Annotated in this window: 23 protein-coding genes; 15 read left to right on the forward strand and 8 right to left on the reverse strand. The window is 60.8% G+C overall.

Translation table 11 applies throughout. From position 1 onward, the window contains the following. Positions 1-3: 3 nt before the first annotated feature. Both J3P95_RS19420 and J3P95_RS19425 read left to right on the forward strand, forming a co-directional pair. On the forward strand, positions 4-363 hold the full coding sequence (locus J3P95_RS19420) for a DUF5064 family protein (protein WP_434580033.1): 360 nt from the start codon (positions 4-6) through the stop codon (positions 361-363). Positions 364-561: 198 nt separating this feature from the next. Then, the gene (locus J3P95_RS19425; RefSeq protein ID WP_186613605.1) at positions 562-738 is read left to right on the forward strand and encodes a hypothetical protein; all 177 of its coding nucleotides are present in this window, start codon (positions 562-564) and stop codon (positions 736-738) included. A gap of 7 nt (positions 739-745) precedes the next feature. Here J3P95_RS19425 and J3P95_RS19430 read toward each other — a convergent pair whose 3' ends face one another. Beyond that, positions 746-1,639 (reverse strand): helix-turn-helix domain-containing protein, encoded by an 894-nt coding sequence (locus J3P95_RS19430; protein WP_434558350.1) that lies wholly within the window; start codon positions 1,637-1,639, stop codon positions 746-748. 172 nt (positions 1,640-1,811) lie between these two features. On the opposite strand from J3P95_RS19430, the gene pobA reads away from it, so the two are divergent. Together pobA and J3P95_RS19440 are read left to right on the forward strand one after the other, a co-directional pair. Then, complete coding sequence (gene pobA / locus J3P95_RS19435; protein ID WP_434580030.1) at positions 1,812-3,002, forward strand: 4-hydroxybenzoate 3-monooxygenase; 1,191 nt, start codon at positions 1,812-1,814, stop codon at positions 3,000-3,002. A gap of 132 nt (positions 3,003-3,134) precedes the next feature. Beyond that, a complete protein-coding gene (locus tag J3P95_RS19440; RefSeq protein ID WP_434581170.1) occupies positions 3,135-4,589 on the forward strand; it encodes an MDR family MFS transporter in 1,455 nt (484 codons plus the stop codon). Between the two features lie 157 nt (positions 4,590-4,746). Here the strand turns inward: J3P95_RS19440 and J3P95_RS19445 are convergent, their stop codons facing one another. Further along, positions 4,747-6,096 carry a spinster family MFS transporter gene (locus tag J3P95_RS19445; RefSeq protein WP_434580029.1) on the reverse strand — a complete coding sequence of 450 codons (1,350 nt, stop codon included), beginning with the start codon at positions 6,094-6,096 and terminating at the stop codon, positions 4,747-4,749. Between the two features lie 358 nt (positions 6,097-6,454). Here J3P95_RS19445 and J3P95_RS19450 point away from each other — a divergent pair, with 358 nt between their 5' ends. Further along, positions 6,455-8,629: a hypothetical protein gene (locus J3P95_RS19450; RefSeq protein WP_434580027.1), complete on the forward strand. Its 2,175-nt coding sequence runs from the start codon at positions 6,455-6,457 to the stop codon at positions 8,627-8,629. Positions 8,630-8,792: 163 nt separating this feature from the next. Here J3P95_RS19450 and J3P95_RS19455 read toward each other — a convergent pair whose 3' ends face one another. Further along, positions 8,793-9,098: a DUF2288 domain-containing protein gene (locus J3P95_RS19455; protein ID WP_434581168.1), complete on the reverse strand. Its 306-nt coding sequence runs from the start codon at positions 9,096-9,098 to the stop codon at positions 8,793-8,795. 340 nt (positions 9,099-9,438) lie between these two features. Between J3P95_RS19455 and J3P95_RS19460 the strand changes: the two genes are divergently transcribed. The 5 genes from J3P95_RS19460 (at position 9,439) to J3P95_RS19480 (ending at position 14,439) form a co-directional block, all read left to right on the forward strand. Next, positions 9,439-10,566 carry a branched-chain amino acid ABC transporter substrate-binding protein gene (locus J3P95_RS19460; protein WP_434558354.1) on the forward strand — a complete coding sequence of 376 codons (1,128 nt, stop codon included), beginning with the start codon at positions 9,439-9,441 and terminating at the stop codon, positions 10,564-10,566. Positions 10,567-10,796: 230 nt separating this feature from the next. Beyond that, complete coding sequence (gene livH, locus J3P95_RS19465) at positions 10,797-11,720, forward strand: high-affinity branched-chain amino acid ABC transporter permease LivH (protein ID WP_014336891.1); 924 nt, start codon at positions 10,797-10,799, stop codon at positions 11,718-11,720. Further along, on the forward strand, positions 11,717-12,973 hold the full coding sequence (locus J3P95_RS19470; protein WP_434558355.1) for a high-affinity branched-chain amino acid ABC transporter permease LivM: 1,257 nt from the start codon (positions 11,717-11,719) through the stop codon (positions 12,971-12,973). The genes livH and J3P95_RS19470 overlap by 4 nt, the downstream gene beginning before the upstream one ends. Next, entirely contained in the window at positions 12,970-13,737 is a 768-nt protein-coding gene (gene livG, locus J3P95_RS19475; protein ID WP_434558356.1) for a high-affinity branched-chain amino acid ABC transporter ATP-binding protein LivG, read from the forward strand. The genes J3P95_RS19470 and livG overlap by 4 nt, the downstream gene beginning before the upstream one ends. Beyond that, positions 13,738-14,439, forward strand: a complete 702-nt coding sequence (locus tag J3P95_RS19480; RefSeq protein ID WP_434558357.1) for an ABC transporter ATP-binding protein — start codon at positions 13,738-13,740, stop codon at positions 14,437-14,439. 81 nt (positions 14,440-14,520) lie between these two features. On the opposite strand, the gene J3P95_RS19485 is transcribed toward J3P95_RS19480, so the two are convergent. Then, positions 14,521-15,429 carry a LysR family transcriptional regulator gene (locus J3P95_RS19485; RefSeq protein ID WP_434558358.1) on the reverse strand — a complete coding sequence of 303 codons (909 nt, stop codon included), beginning with the start codon at positions 15,427-15,429 and terminating at the stop codon, positions 14,521-14,523. Between the two features lie 105 nt (positions 15,430-15,534). On the opposite strand from J3P95_RS19485, the gene J3P95_RS19490 reads away from it, so the two are divergent. Further along, a complete protein-coding gene (locus J3P95_RS19490; RefSeq protein WP_434580025.1) occupies positions 15,535-16,134 on the forward strand; it encodes a short chain dehydrogenase in 600 nt (199 codons plus the stop codon). Positions 16,135-16,167: 33 nt separating this feature from the next. Here the strand turns inward: J3P95_RS19490 and J3P95_RS19495 are convergent, their stop codons facing one another. Then, a complete protein-coding gene (locus J3P95_RS19495) occupies positions 16,168-16,536 on the reverse strand; it encodes a hypothetical protein (RefSeq protein WP_434558360.1) in 369 nt (122 codons plus the stop codon). Between the two features lie 174 nt (positions 16,537-16,710). On the opposite strand from J3P95_RS19495, the gene J3P95_RS19500 reads away from it, so the two are divergent. Both J3P95_RS19500 and J3P95_RS19505 read left to right on the forward strand, forming a co-directional pair. Continuing rightward, positions 16,711-17,385, forward strand: coding sequence for a COG3650 family protein (locus J3P95_RS19500; RefSeq protein ID WP_434563911.1), 675 nt, complete (start codon positions 16,711-16,713; stop codon positions 17,383-17,385). Between the two features lie 73 nt (positions 17,386-17,458). Beyond that, the gene (locus J3P95_RS19505) at positions 17,459-19,072 is read left to right on the forward strand and encodes an NAD(P)/FAD-dependent oxidoreductase (RefSeq protein WP_434580023.1); all 1,614 of its coding nucleotides are present in this window, start codon (positions 17,459-17,461) and stop codon (positions 19,070-19,072) included. Between the two features lie 59 nt (positions 19,073-19,131). On the opposite strand, the gene J3P95_RS19510 is transcribed toward J3P95_RS19505, so the two are convergent. After that, entirely contained in the window at positions 19,132-20,226 is a 1,095-nt protein-coding gene (locus tag J3P95_RS19510) for a PLP-dependent cysteine synthase family protein (RefSeq protein ID WP_434558362.1), read from the reverse strand. Between the two features lie 267 nt (positions 20,227-20,493). On the opposite strand from J3P95_RS19510, the gene nhaA reads away from it, so the two are divergent. Further along, entirely contained in the window at positions 20,494-21,681 is a 1,188-nt protein-coding gene (gene nhaA, locus J3P95_RS19515; RefSeq protein WP_434580021.1) for a Na+/H+ antiporter NhaA, read from the forward strand. 437 nt (positions 21,682-22,118) lie between these two features. On the opposite strand, the gene J3P95_RS19520 is transcribed toward nhaA, so the two are convergent. Continuing rightward, positions 22,119-22,583: a glycine zipper 2TM domain-containing protein gene (locus J3P95_RS19520; RefSeq protein ID WP_186615330.1), complete on the reverse strand. Its 465-nt coding sequence runs from the start codon at positions 22,581-22,583 to the stop codon at positions 22,119-22,121. Positions 22,584-22,753: 170 nt separating this feature from the next. Here J3P95_RS19520 and J3P95_RS19525 point away from each other — a divergent pair, with 170 nt between their 5' ends. Continuing rightward, positions 22,754-23,038: a hypothetical protein gene (locus J3P95_RS19525; RefSeq protein ID WP_434558364.1), complete on the forward strand. Its 285-nt coding sequence runs from the start codon at positions 22,754-22,756 to the stop codon at positions 23,036-23,038. Here the strand turns inward: J3P95_RS19525 and pdxH are convergent. Then, positions 22,986-23,633 (reverse strand): pyridoxamine 5'-phosphate oxidase, encoded by a 648-nt coding sequence (gene pdxH / locus J3P95_RS19530; protein ID WP_434558365.1) that lies wholly within the window; start codon positions 23,631-23,633, stop codon positions 22,986-22,988. The genes J3P95_RS19525 and pdxH overlap by 53 nt on opposite strands. Positions 23,634-23,652 lie beyond the last annotated feature (19 nt).

The following is a 23,652-nucleotide window of genomic DNA, read 5'->3' on the forward strand; positions in this document are numbered from 1 at the left end:
TCCATGGCCACGTTCGAACCCGGTCACCTGCACATGGAACGCCATGCGCTGAACAAGGATGACTACAGCTATAACCTGTGCATCGACTACAAGGTCGATCAGGACGACAAGGAGGGCAAGGGCATGTCGTTCCGGCTGCACGGCACGGTGGAAGACAAGAGCGTGGACAAGACGTTTTTCCTGGCCAAGGACCAGGCCTTCGACTTCGCCCGCCACGCCACGCGGATCGCCCAGCAATACGGCATGCCCAAGACCGCCAGCATCGGCTCGATGCACAAGTACTACGACGAAATGTTCGAAGACGTACGCCAGCAACTGGAGGTCAAGTCGGGGGATCCGATGAAGCCAGAACATTTGGAGTAATGCCTGACATGCCATTTCGTGCATCAAAAGCACCTGTGGCGAGGGAGCAAGCTCCCTCGCCACAATGAATCCCTGTACATAGCGGCTATCAGTAACCTGAATATCGGGCTACACACAACACCTTGCTCACTGGCAACCCGCCACGGCTGACCTATGCTGAAAACAGTACCCCCGGGTATTCGTTCAGAGGTCATCGCCATGAACATCAAAACAAGAAGACGCCTCGCCATTTTTGTCACTTGCACCGCCACGCTTGCGCTGTATGGCACTGCGGCTTATCGGGTCGAGCAGGCCAGGCAATTGCCCCGTGATTACGCCAGTTGCAACTTCGAGCGCTGCATACCGCACAACGCCACCTTGAACGCGCTGCGCTGAGGCGGTTTCAGTCGTCCTGCGGATCGGTCTTGAGCCGGTCGCGGAAGGCCTTGGGCGAGATGCCGACGCGCCGGCGGAATAGCCGGGTGAAGTTGGTTGGATCGGAGAAGCCGAGCGCCTCGGAAATCTCGTAGATGGTCATGCCGGTATAAGTCAGCAGCCGCTTGGCTTCGAGCAACTGACGCTCATGCATGATCTGCAACGCCGGCTGCCCCGCCAGTTCGCGACAGGTCCCGTTGAGGTGTGACACCGAGATGCCCAGGCGATGGGCCAGGTCTTCTACCTTGACGTGCTGGCGATAAGTTTCTTCCACCAACTGAATGAACCCGTTGAGGTATTCCCGGGCCCGTTGCGGACGCTGGCTGGAGGTGCGCCGGTGCATCACTTGCCGACTGACCCAGACCATGATCACGCTGACCAGCGCATGCATCAGCATTTCCCGGGCCGGTTGGTGGCCGACGTACTCTGCCTGCAAGGCGCTGAACAGGCTGTTGAGATAATCGGCATTTTCACCGGCCGGGTAGGCTTCGGCCTGGGCCAGGACATTCACCGAATGGCCGAGCTGCGCCTGCAGGTGCGTCACCAACGGCGCCGCCAGGGTCACCACATAGCCTTGCACATCCTCGGAAAAACGAAAGCCATGCACCGACAGCGGCGGCAGGATCTGCACGGCCGGCTCTTCGAGCCGGGTGCGCTGGCCTTCGATTTCCAGCTCTGCCTGGCCTTTGAAGACAAACAGCAACTGGCACAGGTCGGCATGCCGATGGGGCTTGATTTCCCATTGGTGCTCGCTGCTGCGCGAGGAAATGGTTTCACAGTGCAGCAGGTCCGGCGTCGGCCAATCCTGGCTCTCGCCATAAAGCTTGAACACCGGAATAGAAGGCAGCTCAGTTTTCTTCATAGCGAGGTTCGGCCTCGGGTTACGGGCGATAATCGCACCGATTGGCAGAAAGTACAGGTATCAGCGCAGTTTTCCCCTTCAATTGACAGGTTCGCAAGCGAAAAATGCAGGCCAGGATTACTAATAATAAACACCGACCCTGGTCGCGTGCTCCTTGCGAGTCATAACAACAATGAAAACACTCAAGACCCAAGTCGCCATTATCGGCGCCGGCCCCTCTGGACTGCTGCTCGGCCAGCTACTGCACAACGCCGGCATCGAGACCCTGATCCTTGAACGCCAGACGCCCGACTACGTCCTCGGTCGCATCCGCGCCGGCGTGCTCGAGCAAGGCATGGTCGATCTGCTGCGCCAGGCCGGCGTTGGCCAGCGCATGGACGCCGAGGGCCTGCCCCATGACGGTTTCGAACTGGTGCTCAGCGGCCGGCGCGTGCACATCGATCTCAAGGGCCTGACCGGCGGCCAGAACGTCATGGTCTACGGCCAGACCGAAGTCACCCGCGATCTGATGACCGCCCGCCAGGCATCCGGCGCCCAAACGCTGTATCAAGTCGATAACGCCCAGCCCCACGACTTGCAGACCGAACGCCCGTTCGTGACCTTCGAACACGCCGGGGAAACCTGGCGCCTGGACTGCGACTACGTGGCCGGCTGTGACGGTTTCCACGGTGTCGCGCGGCAGTCGATCCCGACGGAAAAACTCAAGGTTTTCGAGCGTGTCTACCCGTTCGGCTGGCTCGGCATTCTCGCCGACACCCCGCCGGTCCACGAAGAACTGGTGTACGCTCGCCACGAGCGCGGCTTCGCCCTGTGCAGCATGCGCTCGCGGACCCGCACGCGTTACTACCTGCAAGTCCCCGCCGAAGAGCAAGTGGCTGACTGGCCGGACGAGCGTTTCTGGGGCGAGCTGAAAAATCGCCTGCCCGCCGACCTGGCCGAAACGCTGGTGACCGGTCCGTCCATCGAGAAAAGCATCGCGCCGCTGCGCAGTTTCGTCGTCGAACCGATGCAGTACGGGCGGATGTTCCTCGTGGGCGACGCCGCTCACATCGTTCCGCCCACGGGCGCAAAAGGCTTGAACCTGGCCGCCAGCGATGTCAGCACGTTGTACAACATCCTGCTGAAGGTCTACCGCGACGGCCGCGTCGATCTGTTGCAACGCTACTCGGCGATCTGCCTGCGGCGCGTGTGGAAAGCCGAGCGGTTCTCCTGGTGGATGACCTCGATGCTGCACCGCTTCGAGGACGATGCGTTCAACCAGCGCATCAGCGAAGCGGAGCTGGAATATTTCGTCGACTCCGAGGCCGGCCGAAAAACCATCGCGGAAAATTATGTGGGCCTTCCTTACGAGGCTATCGAATAGCCAACTATCGATCTAAACTGCGGGCTCCCGTTCATTCGCCTCCCCGGCACGGTGCCCGCAGGTCTTACCTTGACTCAGCTCGACACGCCCCAAGCCCCGCAACCCGCGATCCGCAGCGTACTGGTGGCGCTGATGATGGCGATTTTCCTCGGGGCGCTGGACCAGACCATCGTCGCGGTCTCGATGCCGGCCATTTCCGCGCAATTCAAGGATGTCAGCCTGCTGGCCTGGGTGATCTCCGGCTACATGGTCGCCATGACCGTTGCGGTGCCGATCTACGGCAAGCTGGGCGACCTGTACGGTCGGCGACCGCTGATGCTGTTCGGCATGGGCCTGTTCACGCTCGCCTCGCTGTTCTGCGGCTTGGCACAGAACATGGAGCAACTGGTGCTGGCGCGGATCGTCCAGGGTATCGGGGCTGGCGGGATGATCTCCGTGAGCCAGGCGATCATCGGCGACATCATTCCACCCCGGGAGCGGGGCCGTTACCAGGGTTATTTCAGCAGCATGTATGCGGTGGCCAGCGTCGCCGGGCCGGTGTTGGGCGGCTACATGACCGAGTACCTGTCGTGGCGCTGGGTGTTCTGGATCAACCTGCCGCTGGGCCTGGGCGCGTGGTGGGTGGCCCATCGCAGCCTGGTCGGGCTGCCCGTGCCGCAACGCACACCGATCATCGACTACCTGGGCACCGTTTTGCTGATCATCGGCCTGACCGCGCTGCTGCTGGGCATTACCCAGATCGGCCAGGGCCATGCCTGGCACAGCCGCGAGGTGCTCGGGCTGCTGGCTTGCGCGGTGATTGTGCTGGGGAGTTTCGTCTGGCACGAACGCCGTGCCCGGGAGCCGTTGTTGCCCATGCACCTGTTCGTCAACCGCAGCGCGGTGTTGTGCTGGTGCACGGTATTCTTCACCAGTTTCCAGGCGATCTCGTTGACGGTGCTGGTGCCGTTGCGCTTCCAGAGCGTGACCGGCGCCGGTGCCGACAGCGCCGCGTTACATCTGCTGCCGCTGGCGATGGGCTTGCCGATGGGCGCCTATTTCGCCGGACGCCGCACCTCGATCACCGGTCGCTACAAACCGATGATCCTCAGTGGCGCCCTGCTCTTCCCGTTCGCCATCCTCGGCATGGCCTTCACCCCGCCCGATGCATTCTGGCTCAGCGGCCTGTTCATGCTGCTCAGCGGCATCGCCTCCGGCATGCAATTTCCCACGTCGCTGGTGGGCTCGCAAAATTCAGTGGAACAACGGGACATCGGCGTGGCCACCAGCACCACCAACCTGTTCCGCTCTCTCGGCGGCGCGGTCGGCGTGGCACTGATGTCGGCCTTGCTGCTGGCCCTGCTGCAGGGGTCGGGCCTGGCCCAGCTCGCCGGTTCGGCGCTGATAGGCGAAGGGCACTCCGGCAACGTCCTGCTCGACGGCCTCAACGCCGCGCCGGGCCAGACCTTGGGCGCCTTGCATGAGCAATTGCAGGCAACGTTCCGGCACTTGTTGATGATCAGCGCGGCTATATCACTGCTAGGGTTGGCGGCAGCGGTAGCGATGCCTAATCACCTGTTGCGTGGGCGCGAAGAGAAGGCTCGGTAGCAAAGACGACACTGAACCCGTGGCGAGGGAGCTTGCTCCCGCTGGGCCGTGAAGCGGCCCCATCTTTCACCGTCTGACTCAGATTTTTTGGGCCTGCTGCGCAGTCCAGCGGGAGCAAGCTCCCTCGCCACAAAAGCATCGTCGCCCCAAAATCCCTTTAGGCCGTCGCCGCCACGGCCCCCGGCGCCTCCACCACGCTCATTCCCTCTTTCATCCGCTTGGCATCGCGCACGAAGCAGCGTGACGCCAGGAACAAGAACACCATGGTCAACAGCAGCGCTACCGGGATCAGGTACATCGCGTCATGCAAGCCGATGGCCTTGAACGCTTCGGTCATCTGGTCGACGCCCGCGGCCGCCATGGCGGTGTGGGCGAAGTAGTCCGACAAGCCGCCAACCACCACCGGTCCCAGGCCGCCGCCGAGCAGATACAGCCCGGCAAAATACAAGGCCATCGCGGTGGCGCGCAGGCGCGGCTCGACGACGTCCTGGATCGCGGTATAGACGCAGGTGTAGAAGTTGTAGGCAAACAGCCAACCCACGCTGAACACCGCCACGAACACACCGATCTCGATGCGCCCGGCATGCAACGCCCACGCAGTGGTGATCGTCGAAATAGCCAGGCTGAACGCCGCGAACAGCAAGCGGCCGTTGGGCACGCGCTGGTGAATCTTGTCGGCCACCCAGCCCCCGAGGGTCAACCCGAACAACCCGGTCACGCCGACCATGATCCCGGTCGCCACGGCGGCCTCGTGCAGCGGCATCAAGAAATAACGCTGCAGCATCGGCACCAGGAATGAGTTGCAGGCATAAGTGGCAAAGTTGAAACACAGCCCCGCCATCACCAGCCACAGGAATGTAGGCACCGCCAACACCCGGCGAACCGGCCGATCGACCTTTTCTTGGGACACCTGCACGGTTTCCGCCGCGCCGCGCTTGGGTTCCTTGATGAAGAACATGAACACCGCCAGGATCAACCCCGGCACCGCCGCGATGAAGAACGGCGCACGCCAGCTATCGAACGCCTTGACCATCGCGCCGATGGTGAAGAACGCCAACAGCAGGCCCAGCGGCAGGCCGAGCATGAAGATGCCCATCGCCCGAGCTCGGCGGTGGGCCGGGAACAGATCGCCAATCAACGAGTTGGCCGCCGGTGCATAACTGGCTTCACCGATGCCCACGCCCATGCGCACCACCAGGAACGCCCAGAAACTGCCCACCAGGCCGTTGACCGCCGTCAGCCCGCTCCAGGCCGCGAGGCCCCAGCCCATCAGCTTGCTGCGCGAACCGGTATCGGCCATCCGCCCCAACGGCAAGCCGGCAATGGCGTAGACGATGGTGAAGGCGGTACCGATGATGCCGATCTGGAAGTCGCTGAGGCTCCATTCCATGCGGATCGGCTCGATGATGATCGCCGGGATGGTACGGTCGAAGAAATTGAACAGGTTGGCCAGGAACAGCAGGAACAGAATGCGCCAGGCATTCGCCGCTTGGGTCGAGTTCTGCATGGGTCCGTCTCTTTTTATTGTTGGGCGAGGCATCCGAGCCCGGAGTCTGCAATCTAGACAGCGGCGCGCGCGCTGTCTCCAATCATTCGCAGGGCTGATACCCGACCATGGCGCGCAGCGTTATTCATGGCCTCAGCCAACTTCCCGTAACAATAGCCATCATTTTGCCTGTTAACCGTTAAAGAACGCCGCGCGATGGCCGATCCAAGATGATCAGGAAAAGATTCCCCCGAGCGCTACTCAGGCTGCAGCCCTGAACGCTTGGGCCGACATTCGCGACCGTCAGGACGCGAGTTCCCATCCGCGATGGTTCGATGACAGAGGTCGTTGGACCGACCAGTCAGGCATACGGCGCACAATGACCTCCAAAAAAACAGCCACTGCGGTTTCCGATCTGACCCTGAGCCCGGCCGCCAACGGCCCCGAAGCCACTACGCTTTCGAGCAGCTCGCGATCCCTGGCGACCCAGCAATACCTGTATTTCACCGAGACCAACACCGACCGCATCCTCGATAACCTCGATGGCCTGCGCGATGCCGTGTTCCCCCGTCCGCCCCACCTGGTGGACGACGAGAGCGAGCGTGGCCAGCAGGAATTCCCGTCGGTGTGCCTGATCGGACTGGGGCGCTGCGGCTCCAACATCGCTTTGGACGTCGCGGAACTGGTCTACAACGCGCGCAAGTTCTACCTCAACGAATTCAACGCCGAAGACAAGAAGTACGGCGACAAAGGCTATCGCCCCGCACAATGGATGCGCAACCTGCGCCTGGGCACCAGCAAGGCCAGCAAACCGGTGTTTTTGGTAGAACCGCTGGTCATGCTCGGCGACCTGGACAAGGACATCGCCGGACGCATCCGCTTCTCGCGCAAGGGCGAGAAAAGCGGTTTCCTGCGCGACTACAGCAAGATGAAAATCATGGACCTGTCGGAAGTCCATGCCGGCGGTGCCGGTAACGCGCCGATCCTCGGCCAGTACCTGGCCAAGATCATCCTGAACAAGGACACCCAGCGTTTCTCCAGCCCCGACTGGAAAATGATCCACTCGTACCTGATCGACAGCTGCGGCATCAAGGCCAACCAGTCGCGCCTGTATTTCTCGATCTTCAGCGCCGGCGGCGGTACCGGTTCAGGTATGGCCTCGGAGTTCGGCCTGGCCCAGCAGTACTCGTACATGAACAAGACGTTCGACACCAAGCCGATGGACGAGCACGACAGCAAGAGCGGCCACTCCTTCGTCTTCGAGCCAATCTTCACCAGCGGCATCTGCGTACTGCCGAACATTTCCGATCACCGCAGTGAAATGTCCGAGGCGCTGCACATCAACGCCGGACGCCTGCTGTGCAAATACCTCTCGGAAGAATGGGATTTCTCCTACAACTTCGCCAATGAAGACAGCAGCGAAGCCAGCGTCATGGGCCGTATCCGTCCATGGAACGCGATGATGCTGATCTCCAACGACATCATGCGCTACGCCGAGGAAAGCGATGACGGCAACATCCAGAACATTGACGTCAATGCGATGGAGAAGCACGCCAACCAGTACATCTCCCAGCAGATCTTCAACATTCTGACGGCCCAGGCCGTGACCACCGACTACGACCAGAACTATTTCCGGCGCGCCGGCATCGACATTGGCGAAACCATTCGCCTGGACGCCAACGACCTGTTCATGAGCCTGGCCGGCCCCGTGGCGATTGCCTACGCCGAATCCGTGGTCCCGGAAACCCCGGCGCCGAGCGGCGACAAGTTCAAGGTATTCGAGAAAGAACCGCCACGCCTGAACATCGACGACCTGTTCTTCCGCTCCATCGACCTGCCACACTTCAACAAAGTCACCCAGGCCATCGAAGGCATCAGCTTGTTGCCCATCGAATCCAAGCGCTACCGGGCCTCGCTGGAGCAATACAAGAATTCCGGCTACGACGCCGCCGCCCTGCACGACCTGCACTTTTTCAAGAACTGCTCGTCGGTGGTGTCGATCGTCTCGCTGCCTAAAGACTACAAGCTGTCCTACATGGACCTGAACCGGCTCAAGACCCACCTCAACAGCCTGTTCCCCAACACCACGCTCAAGCGTTACGCCTTGGTGATCGGCGCCTCGGCCAACTTGTCGCTGACCACCCTGATCGCCAAGAGCCCGTGCCTGTCGGACGACTTCCTGACGCTGATCGTGGCCTTCATCAAGCGCTGCTTCGCTCGCAACCCGTACCGTTTCGACGACACCCTGGACAACTCGATCCTGGACTTCATCATCAATGAAGAGTTCGATGAAGGACGCATCAATGAGTTGCTCAACGAATTCGAGAACCCGGCGAAGATCCTCGACACCAACTGGTACGCGATCAAGCCGATGTACGAGAAGAAGTACCGCGAGCTGATCAGCGACAAGGACAAGTTTGTCTCGATCAACGACATCCGCCTGTCCCGCGACTGCGTGAAGAAGGCGATCAAGTACCTGCGCGAGATCTACCGTCACCGGATCGGCAAGACCAAGGTTATTTCTCTTAATAACCACACTGGCAAGAGTTACTGAGGCATTCAGAAACAATTGAGCAGCCCAAAGGCTGCTCGATAAACTGTTCCCGTTACGTATACGTCACCCTCCCCTGTGGCGTTTCGCCACGGCAGGCTGCCATCACGCTACTCACGTACACACTTTCCCAAGCGCAACAACACGAACCAACTTGGTGCATCGATCAATTCGATGCCCTTTCCTGGATCAAAATCCAAGGAGAAACCACCACGGCCCAAAGCTGCGGATCACGCTCGAAAAGATCCAGCGCCCGCGTCTCAGACAGCTTGGCGAGCTGGTCGGCGGCCAGCCAGGCAGCGACTTTGGTACCTTCGTCCTGGGCAACGGCCTCGGCGGCTGCGATCAGATCCAATGCCGGGTCGACCCACAATAGGGCACCCTTGGCAAAGAACGGCTCCAGCTCCTTCCAAGTGATGGATGCCGTTTCACCGAGCAATTTGGCATAGAGGGTGCTAGGTTCTTGATTCATGGGGAGCTGTCCGGAAAAGAAATCGGCGCGAATGATAACGTCGGTGGTCTGGCAGAAAAACCCGGTTGCAATTGCAGTACCGATTGAAAAGCGCAGCAAAGCCAAGGATTGCCGATTTGACCGGACCAACCCCGCCGCCAATCTGTCTTTTTCTTTCAATAAAGCGACACCCTCAGGTTTTGCCCCCAAGCGCCAGCTTCCCTTGCCAACAATCGGCGCTCTACACTGTACCGGTACAGTTGCCGGGGGCATTTTCCGCGAGGATATCCAAGATATCTGACCCGGTTCTGCTGCTACGGCGCCAGGACTATAAAAACTACAACAGCATGAGTGGAGCACTATGACTAAGGCTACTAAGCAGATTTCCAAACTGTTTGCCGCTATGGTTCTGGCCGGGGTTGCCAGCCATTCGTTCGCCGCCGACACCATCAAGATCGGCATCGCCGGCCCGAAAACCGGCCCTGTAGCCCAATACGGCGACATGCAGTTCAGTGGCTCGAAAATGGCCATCGAGCAGATCAACGCCAAGGGCGGCGTCAACGGCAAGCAACTGGTCGCCGTTGAATACGATGACGCCTGCGATCCGAAACAAGCGGTCGCGGTTGCTAACAAAGTGGTCAACGACGGCGTCAAGTTCGTGATCGGCCACCTGTGCTCCAGCTCCACCCAACCGGCTTCGGACATCTACGAAGACGAAGGCGTGATCATGATCACCCCGGCCGCCACCAGCCCGGACATCACCGCTCGCGGCTACAAGATGATCTTCCGCACCATCGGCCTGGACAGCGCCCAAGGCCCAGCGGCCGGCAACTACATCGCCGACCACGTCAAGCCGAAAGTCGTTGCGGTCCTGCACGACAAGCAGCAGTACGGCGAAGGCATCGCCAGCGCCGTAAAAGCCACCCTCGAGAAGAAAGGCACCAAGGTTGCCGTGTTCGAAGGCGTGAACGCCGGCGACAAGGACTTCTCTTCGATGATCGCCAAGCTCAAGCAAGCCAATGTCGACTTCGTCTACTACGGCGGCTACCACCCGGAGCTGGGCCTGATCCTGCGTCAAGCCCAGGAAAAAGGCCTGAAAGCCAAGTTCATGGGGCCGGAAGGCGTGGGCAACGACTCGATCTCGCAGATCGCCAAGGAAGCTTCCGAAGGCCTGCTGGTGACCCTGCCGAAATCCTTCGACCAGGACCCGGCCAACGTCGCCCTGGCTGACGCGTTCAAGGCCAAGAAAGAAGACCCGAGCGGTCCGTTCGTATTCCCGTCCTACTCGGCCGTGCAAGTGATCGCCCAGGCCATCACTTCCACCAAGAGCGAAGACCCGGAAAAAGTGGCCGAAGCCATCCACGCCGGCACCTTCAAGACCCCAACCGGTGACTTGAGCTTCGACGCGAAGGGCGACCTGAAGGACTTCAAGTTCGTGGTTTACGAGTGGCATTTCGGCAAACCTAAAACCGAAGCTTCGCCTCAGTAAGGCCTGGCCTGACTGACTGCCAATAAAGCCCACGGCGTGCCGTGGGCTTTGTTTTAAATGTATTGGGCCGCGCTGGCGTGATCCGCCAGTCTCCCCACCTGAAAATCTCAAAACCGTCATCAGCGGTTCGCTGGCAAACCTCGTGTTCGAAGTGGATGAAGATCCACGGGGCCCGGGCGGGAAAATGACTCCACCAGTGAAATGCGTATCAGGTTTTTAGGAGCGCTGTAATGCCTGACATCTATCACTTCTTCCAGCAGCTGGTTAACGGCCTGACCGTTGGCAGCACGTATGCCCTGATCGCCATCGGCTATACGATGGTCTATGGCATCATTGGAATGATCAACTTCGCCCACGGCGAGGTGTACATGATTGGCTCCTACGTGGCGTTCATCGCCATCGCCGGGCTGGCCATGATGGGACTCGACAGTGTCCCGCTGTTGATGACCGCAGCTTTCATCGCGAGCATCGTGGTCACCAGTTCCTATGGCTACAGCATCGAGCGGATTGCCTATCGTCCGTTGCGCGGCAGCAACCGTCTGATTCCGCTGATTTCCGCCATTGGTATGTCGATCTTCCTGCAGAACACGGTACTGCTTTCGCAAGACTCCAAGGACAAATCCATTCCCAACCTGATCCCGGGCAACTTTGCCATCGGGCCAGGCGGGGCACATGAAGTGCTGATTTCCTACATGCAAATCGTGGTGTTCGTGGTGACCCTGGTCGCCATGCTCGGCCTGACGCTGTTCATCTCCCGTTCCCGCCTGGGCCGCGCCTGCCGTGCCTGCGCCGAGGACATCAAGATGGCCAACCTGCTGGGCATCAACACCAACAACATCATCGCCCTGACTTTCGTCATCGGTGCCGCCCTGGCGGCCATCGCCGCGGTGCTGCTGAGCATGCAATACGGCGTGATCAACCCCAACGCCGGTTTCCTCGTGGGCCTGAAAGCCTTCACCGCCGCGGTACTGGGCGGCATCGGCAGCATTCCCGGCGCGATGCTCGGCGGGCTGGTGCTGGGCGTGGCGGAAGCCTTTGGCGCCGACATCTTCGGCGACCAGTACAAGGACGTCGTAGCGTTCGGCTTGTTGGTTCTGGTTCTGTTATTCCGGCCGACCGGCATCCTGGGCCGCCCGGAGGTTGAGAAAGTATGACTAGGCATCTCAAATCGGCGCTCTTCAGCGCCCTGCTGGTCTGGGCCGTGGCCTACCCGGTACTCGGTCTCAAACTGACCATCGTCGGCATCAACCTGGAAGTGCACGGCACCAGCCCGGCCATCCTGGCGACCATCGCCGTGTGTTCCGTCCTGATGTTCCTGCGGGTGTTGTTCAGCACGCAGATCAGCGCCGCCTGGAAAGCTTCGCCCGGCCTGCCGGTGATCCCGCCCAAGGCCAGCAACTTCCTGACCCTGCCGTCGACCCAACGCTGGATCGTCCTGGGCCTGGTCGTCGTGGCATTGGTGTGGCCGTTCTTCGGTTCGCGCGGTGCGGTGGACATCGCCACGCTGATCCTGATCTACGTGATGCTCGGCCTCGGCCTGAACATCGTCGTAGGCCTGGCCGGCCTGCTGGACTTGGGCTACGTCGGTTTCTATGCCGTCGGCGCCTACAGCTACGCGCTGCTGTCCCATTACTTCGGCCTGAGTTTCTGGATCTGCCTGCCGATCGCCGGGATGATGGCCGCCACCTTCGGTTTCCTGCTGGGCTTCCCGGTCCTGCGCTTGCGCGGCGACTACCTGGCAATCGTGACCCTGGGTTTTGGCGAGATCATCCGTCTGTTCCTGCGCAACCTGACCGACATCACCGGTGGTCCGAACGGCATCAGCAACATCGAGAAGCCGACGTTCTTCGGCCTGACCTTCGAGCGTAAAGCCGCCGAAGGCCTGCAGACCTTCCACGAGTACTTTGGCCTGCCATACAACTCGATCAACAAGGTGATCTTCCTCTACCTGGTGGCGTTGCTGCTGGCCCTGGCCGCGTTGTTCGTCATCAACCGCCTGCTGCGCATGCCGATCGGCCGTGCGTGGGAAGCGTTGCGCGAAGACGAAATCGCCTGCCGTGCGCTGGGTCTCAACCCGACCGTGATCAAGCTGTCGGCCTTCACCCTCGGCGCTGCGTTTGCCGGTTTTGCCGGCAGCTTCTTCGCCGCTCGCCAGGGCCTGGTGACGCCCGAATCCTTCACCTTCATCGAGTCGGCAATCATCCTCGCCATCGTCGTGCTGGGCGGGATGGGCTCGCAGCTGGGCGTGATCCTGGCGGCGATCGTGATGATTCTGCTTCCCGAAATGATGCGTGAATTCAGCGAATACCGCATGTTGATGTTCGGCGCCTTGATGGTGCTGATGATGATCTGGCGTCCTCAAGGTCTGCTGCCTATGCAACGTCCGCACATGGAGCTGCGCAAATGAGCCGCGAGATCCTGAAAGTCGAAAATCTGAGCATGCGCTTCGGCGGTTTGCTGGCGGTCAACGGCGTGGCCCTGACCGTGCAAGAGAAACAAGTGGTTGCCTTGATCGGGCCGAACGGCGCGGGCAAGACCACTGTGTTCAACTGCCTGACCGGCTTCTACCAGCCTACCGGCGGCACCATCCTGCTGGACGGCGAGCCGATCCAGGGCCTGCCCGGCCACCACATCGCTCGCAAGGGCGTGGTGCGGACCTTCCAGAACGTGCGGCTGTTCAAGGACATGACGGCGGTCGAGAACCTGCTGATCGCCCAGCATCGTCACCTGAACACCAACTTCTTTGCCGGCCTGTTCAAGACCCCGGCGTTCCGCAAGAGCGAACGCGAGGCCATGGAGTACGCCGAGTACTGGCTGGACAAGGTCAACCTCACCGAGTTCGCCAACCGTACCGCCGGGACCCTGGCCTACGGTCAGCAACGGCGCCTGGAAATCGCCCGCTGCATGATGACCCGCCCGCGGATCCTCATGCTCGACGAACCGGCCGCCGGCCTGAACCCGAAGGAAACCGAAGACCTGAAGGCGCTGATCAGCGTGCTGCGCGAGGAGCACAACGTCACCGTGCTGCTGATCGAGCACGACATGAAGCTGGTCATGAGCATTTCCGACCACATCGTCGTGATCAACCAGGGCACGCCCCTGGCAGACGGTACGCCGGAACAGATCCGCGACAATCCTGAAGTGATCAAAGCCTACCTGGGGGAAGCGTAAATGCTGCAATTCGAAAACGTTTCCACCTTCTACGGCAAGATCCAGGCCCTGCACAGCGTCAACGTCGAAGTTCGCCAGGGCGAAATCGTCACGCTGATCGGCGCCAACGGTGCCGGTAAATCCACCCTGCTGATGACGCTTTGCGGTTCGCCCCAGGCCCACAGCGGCAGTATCCGTTACATGGGGGAGGAACTGGTGGGCCAGGACTCGGCGCAGATCATGCGCAAGAGCATCGCCGTGGTGCCGGAAGGCCGTCGGGTATTTGCCCGGCTGACCGTGGAAGAAAACCTCGCCATGGGCGGTTTTTTTACCGACAAGGGCGACTTTCAGGAACAGATGGACAAGGTGCTGCACCTTTTCCCACGCCTGAAAGAGCGTTTTACCCAGCGCGGCGGCACCATGTCCGGCGGCGAACAGCAAATGCTCGCCATCGGCCGTGCGCTGATGAGCAAGCCCAAGCTGCTGTTGCTCGACGAGCCCTCACTGGGCCTGGCGCCGATCATCATCCAGCAGATCTTCGACATCATCGAACAGCTGCGCAAGGATGGCGTGACGGTGTTCCTGGTGGAGCAGAACGCCAACCAGGCGCTGAAAATCGCCGACCGGGCGTATGTGCTGGAGAACGGCCGCGTCGTGATGCAGGGCAGCGGTGAAGCGCTGCTGACCGACCCCAAAGTGCGCGAGGCGTATTTGGGCGGTTGAGTCTGTCGCTACAAGAAAAACGGCCTTCGGGCCGTTTTTTTGCTCGGATGTTGGACGTAGCTCCCTCGCCACAGGGACCGGCTACAACCGATCCAACGCCTCCCCACTGCGCTTGAACCAATCAATCAGATAATCAGCCAGCACCTGCGTACGCTTGGGCAACCCGCCCTGATACGGATGCACCAGGTACATCGGCATCCGGCGGGTCTGAAAATCGCGCAGCAACCAGCGCAGGCGTCCATCAGCCAGTTCCTCGTTGAGCAAATACGACGGCAATCGCGCGATTCCTGCCCCGGCCAGGGCGGCTTTTTTCAACAGGCTGTAGTGGTTGCTGGCAAACGGCCCGGACACCCGCACCCGCAGCAGTTCGTGCTGCTGGTGATACAGCCATTCCTCCCGGCCGCTGTAATGGCTGTTGAGCAAGCACTTGTGCTCGGCCAGGGCCCGGGGCGCCTCGGGCTCGCCATAACGCTCCAGGTAGGCCGGGCTGGCGCAGGTCATTTCATGCCAGGCCAGCAACGGGCGGGCCACCAGCCGCTCATCGATAGAGGCATCCGAGCGAATCGCCAGGTCGAAGCCATCACGAGACAGGTCACGATAGCCGTTGTAGAGCTCCAACTCGATCTGCACGTCGGGGTACGCATGGGCGAACTCCGTCAGCAGGCCTTCAAAGAAGGTTTCCCCCAGCGAGACCGGAACCGTCATACGCACCGGCCCGGAGATTTCGCCTTTCAAGCGGGCCAATGCCTGACGCGCCCTTTCCACTTGGACCAGCAATGCCTGGGCCTGGGGCAGCAGCGCCGCCCCCGCCGCCGTGAGGCTCAAGCGACGGGTCGTGCGCTGGAGCAAGAGCACCGAAAACCGTTCTTCCAAAAGGCTGATGCGCTTGGACAGTTGGCCTTTGCTGCACCCCAACTGCTGCGCCGCCAAGGTAAAACTCCCGGCCTCGACGAGTACGGCAAATGCCGCAAGATCGTCTATCTCGCTCATTGGATTGTTTCCAATTGAAAACCAAAGGTTTCCTATTAGCACGCTTATCTACGAGAAAATCCATCCTAGACTGCAACCTCGTTCAACCCATTGAGGAAACAGCCCATGAAAATCCTGTTGATCGGCGCCAGCGGCACCATCGGTTCAGCCATCGATAACGAACTGTCGCCCCGCCACGAAATCGTTCGGATCGGCCGCCACAGCGGTGACTTGCAGGTGGATATCAGCGACAGCGCCTCGATTCGCGCCCTGTTTGCTAAGACCGGGCGTTTCGATGCGCTGGTTTGCGCAGCGGGCAACGTCACCTTCGCGTCCTTGGACGGCATGACCGAAGAAAGCTTCGCCCTCGGTTTGAAGGACAAGCTGATGGGCCAGGTGAATCTTTTGCTAATCGGCCGCGAATTCGCTAACGACGGAGCGTCCTTCACCTTCACCACCGGCGTGCTCAGCCACGATCCGATCAAGAGCGGTGCTTCAGCGGCCCTGGTCAACGGCGCCCTGGACAGTTTTGTGCGCGCCGCGGCAATCGAGTTGCCACGGGGCATTCGAGTCAACTCGGTGAGCCCGAACGTGCTGCTCGAAGCCATGGACAAATATGTCCCGTACTTCCGTGGCTACAAGCCGGTTCCTGCGGCGGATGTGGCGCTGGCCTACGCCAAGAGTGTCGAAGGCCTGCAAACCGGCCAGACGTTTCACGTGGGCTGAAGGATAGGATACCTAGCGGCGCCCAGTGCTTCATCAGGGCGCCAAAGGTTCCAACAACGTCGGGATCAACGAACGGGCAACGTCACTTGGCACGGCTATCTGCATGCCAACACCGTCGATTACCGATCTTACGGTCGGGGTGCTCACCAGAATCCCGTTGATAAACAGGCGCAAGGGCTTGTTCATTTCCTCGCGCGAAACCTGTGCCATGCGGCGTTGCGCGTCCGGGCTAAGCGTGACATCAAGCGTTACGAAGTCTGGCTTGGGGTCGCCCACTTGCTCGATCCTCAGATTCATTGTCGTAAAGTCCGTAGCGGACGAGAAATTGATATCGGCCGCCAGGCACTGCAAAGCCGCCGCCATTCCTAATGCTACGAACAACGCCTGTTGCGCCTTCTTCATGCGATCACCTGCAATTTGAACTTGCCCAAGACTACAGCCCCCACCCAGCGCCTTGGTTTTTGAGATAGCACGGAATGTTGCAGAAGCCACACGATTGATCTGTAACTTCGTTCCATGGGTTGTGGTGAAAGAATAGTCTGAGTAACGTGGCGGCACTTGTCTGGAGACCCAATGATGCGTGCCGTTCGTTCCCTGTTGTGTATTGCCCTGCTCCCGCTGTTCGCCGGTTGCCAATTGCTCGACGCTCCGCGCCAGAGTGCGTCCCATGTCGGACAGGTGCGCATGCAGGGCGAGCTGACGGCGGCCGACGGCAAGCTGGTGTTCCAGCCGTGCCAGGAGCAACGGCGTTATATCGTCAACGACGCCGGCGGGACGAGCGTGCTGCAACAAGCTGCCACCCTGGCGGATGATCGCGGCAAGCTATTTGCCGATGTGCGCGGCCGCATCGTTTCCAGCGCGGCGGCCGGTACTGACAGCCAGTTGGACGTCGAGCAGCTCTATCGCCTGGAACCTTCGGGAACAGCTTGCGATAACGCTGACTTCAAACGGGTGATTCTGCGCGCAGTGGGCCACAGTCCGGAATGGACCCTCACGGCCAGCGGCAAGGGCCTGGTGCTGGATCGCGTCGGTAAGCCTCCACTGGCGGTGCCTTATGTCGAGGAGCAACTGGGCGACGGCCGCTTCAACCTTGGCACCGAGGCCAACGGCGAGAAAGTCGAGCTTTGGGTGACACCGGCACGCTGTGTCGACAGCGCCAGCGGCAGCGTGCAGCACATGAGCGCCGAGTTGCGGGTCAACGGCCAGGTCCAGCGCGGCTGCGCCTACTTCGGTGGTGCGCGCGACGACTGATTCGCAGCTTTTGGCTTATAATCGCCGGTTCACGCCCTGGTGCAGTTGTGCACCCCGCGAACCGGATCACGCCATGTTACGAATCACCGAACTCAAGCTGCCGATCGACCATCCCGAAGAAGACCTGCGCCCTGCCATCGTGCAACGCCTGGGCATCGCCAGCGATGACCTGCTCGACTTCACCTTGTTCAAGCGCAGCTACGACGCACGCAAGAAATCCTCTGAGCTGTGCTTCATCTACACCATCGACCTGGCGGTGCGCGATGAAGCCAGCCTGCTGCGCAAGTTCGCCGATGACCGGAACGTCAACGAAGCGCCGGATGTCAGTTACAAAGTCGTTGGCCAGGCACCGGCCGACCTGAGCGAGCGGCCGATCGTGGTCGGCTTCGGGCCGTGCGGGATCTTCGCCGCCCTGTTGCTCGCACAGATGGGCTTCAAGCCGATCATCCTCGAGCGTGGCCCGGAAGTGCGCCAGCGCACCAAGGACACCTGGGGCCTGTGGCGCAAAAGCGTGCTCAACCCCGAGTCCAACGTGCAGTTCGGCGAAGGCGGCGCGGGGACCTTCTCCGACGGCAAGCTCTACAGCCAGATCAAGGACCCGAAATTCCTTGGGCGCAAGGTCCTGCACGAATTCGTCAAGGCCGGCGCACCGGAAGAAATCCTCTACGTCAGCAAGCCGCACATCGGCACGTTCCGCCTGACCGGCGTGGTTGAAACCATGCGTGAGCAGATTCGCGCCTTGGGCGGCGAAGTGCGCTTTGGCCAGCGGGTCACCGATGTGTTGATCGAGGATGGTCAGCTGGTTGGCGTCGAGCTGGCCAGCGGTGAGCGGATCCATTCGAAACACGTGATCCTCGCCCTCGGCCACAGCGCCCGGGACACGTTCCGTATGCTCCACAGCCGTGGCGTGTACATGGAAGCCAAGCCGTTCTCGGTGGGTTTCCGCATCGAACACCCGCAATCGCTGATCGACAGCGCGCGCCTGGGCAAATACGCTGGCCATCCGAAACTCGGCGCCGCCGACTATAAACTGGTGCACCACGCCAAGAACGGTCGCTCGGTGTACAGCTTCTGCATGTGCCCGGGCGGCACCGTGGTGGCGGCGACTTCCGAGCCGAACCGCGTCGTGACCAACGGCATGAGCCAATACTCACGCAACGAGCGCAACGCCAACTCCGGCATCGTCGTCGGCATCACCCCGGAAGTGGACTACCCGGGCGGACCGCTGGCGGGCATCGAGTTGCAGGAACGCCTGGAATCCCATGCCTTCGTGCTCGGCGGCAGCAATTACGAAGCCCCCGCGCAACTGGTGGGTGACTTCATCGCTGGCAAGCCGTCCACCGCACTGGGCAGCGTCGAACCTTCCTACAAGCCGGGGGTGTCCCTGGGTGATCTGGCTTTGGCCCTGCCGGACTTCGCCATCGAAGCCATCCGCGAAGCCCTGCCGGCATTCGAAAAACAGATCCGCGGCTATTCGTTGCACGACGCGGTGCTCACCGGCATCGAGACTCGTACCTCGTCACCGCTGCGCATCACCCGCGACGAAACGCTGCAGAGCCTGAACGTCAAGGGTCTGTTCCCGGCAGGCGAAGGCGCCGGTTATGCGGGCGGGATCCTGTCAGCGGGCGTGGACGGTATCCGGATTGCCGAAGCGGTGGCGCGGGATGTACTTGGCCTGAAAGCCTGACCAAGTTTGCTGGGGGGCGAGCTTGCTCGCTCCACCAGGAAACTCGTCTTATCGAAGATTCAGATATCAGCTCGCAACACACTCTCCGGCAACGCCTCTCCCCGCTCCGCACATGCCGCCACGGCATCGATCAATCCACTCAATTCATACCCCTGAGCCTCGAGCCAGGCCGAGTCGTAATACGTCGTGGCATAGCGCTCCCCGCCATCACATAGAATCGCCACGATCGACCCCGACTCGCCGGCGTCTGCCATTCGCTTCGCGGCAATCAACGCGCCGATCAGGTTGGTGCCGCTGGATCCGCCGACCCGTCGCCCCAACCGCTGGGCCAGGTAATGCATGGCCGCAAGGGACAAGGCGTCCGGCACCTTGACCATCGCATCGATGACCTTGGGCAGGAACGACGCCTCGACCCGTGGCCGGCCGATGCCTTCGATCCGCGAACCGCAATCCAGGCGCAGGTCGGCGTTGCCGCTGCGGTAGTAGTCGAAGAATACCGAACGCTCGGCGTCGGCACACAGCACGCGGGTACAGTGCTGGCGATAACGAACATAGCGCCCGAGGGTCGCCGTCGTACCGCCCGTCCCAGGGCTGGAAACCAGCCAAGCAGGCTCCGGATGCCGCTCGAAGCGCATCTGCTGGAAGATCGACTCGGCGATATTGTTGTTGGCGCGCCAGTCCGTGGCGCGCTCGGCGTAGGTGAACTGGTCGATGAAATGTCCGTCATGCTCGCGCGCCAGGCGTTCGGATTCGGCGTAGATCTGCGTAGGATCGTCCACCAGATGGCTCTTGCCACCATAGAAGGCAATCTGTGCGATTTTTTCCCTGGAGGTAGTTGCCGGCATCACCGCAATGAACGGCAGGCCCAGCAAGCGGGCAAAGTAAGCCTCCGAAATCGCCGTCGAGCCGCTGGAGGCCTCGATCACCGGCGCGCCCGGCTTGAGCCAGCCGTTGCACAACGCGTAGAGAAACAGGGAACGGGCCAGTCGATGCTTGAGGCTGCCGGTAGGGTGGCTGGATTCGTCCTTGAAATACAGCTCGATGCCCGGCAGTCCCGGCAGTTGCAGTGGAATCAAATGCGTGTCGGCACTGCGCTGGAAATCCGCCTCGATGATGCGGATGGCTTCGCGCGCCCACTGGCGAGGGTCATTCATGGTGTGTTCTCACTGGATCGGTTCGACGCGAGCGAACCTGACGGCCCCGCATACACGACCTGGTTTCGGAAATACGTGACGCAAGCTTAGGAAAAAACCGACATCTCGCACAGGTACAGCTAAGGTCCAATATGCCGCATAACTGCCCGACAGCCTGGCGAGAGCCTGTAACGACATATAACAAAAAAGAATATAACTTTTGTTTTAACAACTAACGGTACGGGTTAGGGTGTGCCATCTTTTTGATTCAAATAATGGAGAGCTACCTTGCCTATCCGTAGCGCTTTGACCCGTTTTCTTCAGTTGGAAGCCGCCGGCGGCTTGCTTTTGATCGCCGCTGCCGTGCTAGCCCTGATACTGAATAACTCGCCACTGTCGTGGCTCTATACAGATTTCCTGGACACGCCCGTGGTGGCTCAGGTCGGGGCGCTGAAGATTGCGAAACCGGCGCTGCTGTGGATCAACGACGGCCTGATGGCGCTGTTCTTCTTGCTCATCGGCCTCGAGGTCAAACGTGAGGTACTGGACGGGCAATTGTCGAATCCTTCACAAATTGTCTTGCCTGGCGCGGCGGCGATTGGCGGCATGCTAATACCAGCGTTGATCTATTGGTTTCTCAACCGCGACAACCCGGCCGCCCTCGCGGGCTGGGCGATTCCGACGGCGACCGACATCGCCTTCGCCCTCGGCGTGCTGGCCTTGCTCGGCAAGCGGGTGCCGGTGTCGCTCAAGCTGTTCCTGATGACCCTGGCGATCATCGACGACCTGGGCGCCATCGTCATCATCGCTATCTTCTACTCTGGTGATCTGTCGACCTTGTCACTGGGACTGGCAGCCGCCTGCATCGCCGGGCTGGTGGCGATGAACCGGATGGGCGTCGTCAAGCTCGGGCCCTACATGGTGGTCGGGCTGATTCTATGGATCTGTGTGCTCAAGAGCGGTGTCCACGCCACATTGGCGGGCGTGACCTTGGCGTTCTGCATTCCACTGCGCACCAGGAACGCCGAAACGTCACCCCTGCTGACGCTGGAACACGCGCTGCATCCCTGGGTGGCCTACGGTATCTTGCCGCTGTTCGCATTCGCCAACGCCGGCTTGTCCCTGAGCGGCGTCACGGTCGAGAGTTTCACTCATCACGTACCGATGGGCATCGCGGTCGGCCTGTTGCTGGGCAAGACTGTCGGCGTGTTCGGCCTGACGTGGCTGGCGGTGAAAATCGGCATCGCCAGCCTTCCCGCCGGGGCCAATTGGGGGCAGATATTGGGCGTGGCGATTCTCTGCGGCATCGGTTTCACCATGAGCCTGTTTGTCGGCTCCCTGGCGTTCGATCCGAGTGTGAGCGAGTATGCCGGCATGGATCGGATGGGGATTCTGACGGGGTCGATTCTGGCGGCGGTGATTGGCTATGGGGTGACGGCGATGGCCAGTCGTAAGGCTGTTTTGCGGCCTTCTTGATGGTGTGTGTATCTGTTGCTGCGGTAACGGCCGCTTTGTTTCGGGCGGTTGGTGTGTATATCCGTTGCTGCGGTAATGGCCACTTAGGGTTTCGCCCTGACGGCGAGTCACTTTTGGAAGAGCGCCAAAAGTAACCAAAAACGCTCTGCCCACCACTCGGCACCTCGCCTGGGCTCGGTGTGCCCTCACTCCGGCATTGCTCCGTGGGCCGCCGCGAAGGGCCATCCATGGCCCTTCGCGACCCACGGAGCAGTGCCTTCGTTCAGGCATGCCGAGCCTAGGCGAGGCACCAAGTGGTGGGGCAAAAGCGTTTTGGTTACTTTTGCGCTGTTCAAAAGTGACCCGCTGTAAGAGCGGAACCATAAGTGGCCATTACCAAAGAAACGGATATGCCCACCGCTCGAAGGACAGATACAGCCCCACGAATCAAAAACTGCTTAGTGCGATACGCGACTCGTACCACCGACAGTAGAAATACGAACCCGCTCACCCACACGGAACACCTCGTTCTCCTGAACCTGCTGCACATAGGCACGCATGCTGCCATCGTCCTCACGAACAGTGATTTCAACACCCTGGGTGCGGGTCAGGCCTTCTTCAGTAGCAGAACCGAGCAAGCCGCCAGCCACGGCGCCGATCACAGCGGCGACGATGCTGCCACGGCCACCGCCGATGGCGCTGCCACCCACACCACCCACCACCGCACCGGCTGCACCGCCGATCGGGGTCTTGGTGCCTTCGATCTTGACCGGACGCAGGGATTCGATGGTACCCATGCGAATCGTCTGGACGCGACGCGCTTCGTCACGGGAGTAGGAGTCACCGGTCAGGCTCGACTGACAGCCAGTGAGCAACATCGCCATCGTGGAAAAGGAAGCAACCAGCAAAACAGACTTACGCATAGCATCAACTCCAAAAGACAGGGATCCATTAAACTCCCCGGCTTGACGCCTGTCACGGCCTCGCCAGGGAAAATTTGTTTTCATTCAGGTGGGATACAGGCGCACCGGAAAAAATTCACCACACAGTAGCGCTCATTTCAAAAGTCCGCGTCACCGACCCAGGGATTTCCATGGATTATTTCATCATAGTCGCTACCACCGTGGCGGGCCTGTACTTCCATTGGTGGCTGTACGTACGCATCAAACGCTGGATGGACCGTGACTTGGCGTTGTCATTGGCGGGACAGGATGAGCAGAAGAAAACTCACATGCTGAAACAACTGGCCCGTGCCCGCGAACAAGGCATCAAGCGCCGGGACCTGCCGCAATGGCTTCAAGCCGCTGCGGCAGCTTATCCCGAAGTCAAGGCGCCAAACGCTCGAGAACCCAATCCCCGCCCTGCAGACGATAGTTGAGACGATCATGAAGACGGCTCGGCCGTCCCTGCCAGTATTCGATGCGCTCAGGCAACAGGCGATAGCCGCCCCAATGCTCGGGGCAATGAGGTTGGCTGTCGCTGAAACGCTGTTCGGTGGCTTTCAGCAGATCTTCCAGCTCCCTACGTCCGGCGATCACCCGGCTCTGGGGTGAGGCCCAGGCACCGAGACGGCTGCCCAGCGGCCGCACCTGATAGTAGGCGTCCGACTCCTGCGCCGTGACCTTCAGGACTTTGCCCTCGATACGCACCTGGCGCTCCAGGGTAGGCCAGAAAAAAGTCATGGCCGCGTAAGGATTCGCCGCCAAGTGCTGGCCCTTCGCGCTGTCGTAGTTGGTGAAGAAGGTGAAACCCTGGGCATCCAGTCCCTTGAGGAGCAGGATCCGGCAGTGCGGCCGACCGTCCGCATCCACCGTCGCCAAGGTCATGGCGTTGGCCTCCACCGGAGCCTGTTCGGTTTTCACCGCGTCGGCGAACCACTGGTGGAACAGCGCGAACGGCTCGGCCGGAGCTTGTGCCTCGGTCAGGCCATCGCGGGTGTAGTCACGGCGCATATCAGCCAGCGTTTGGGTCATGGCGCGCTCCTTGTGATCA

Source organism: Pseudomonas sp. Z5-35, from assembly GCF_051131945.1.
Taxonomy (GTDB): Bacteria; Pseudomonadota; Gammaproteobacteria; order Pseudomonadales; family Pseudomonadaceae; genus Aquipseudomonas; species Aquipseudomonas marvdashtae.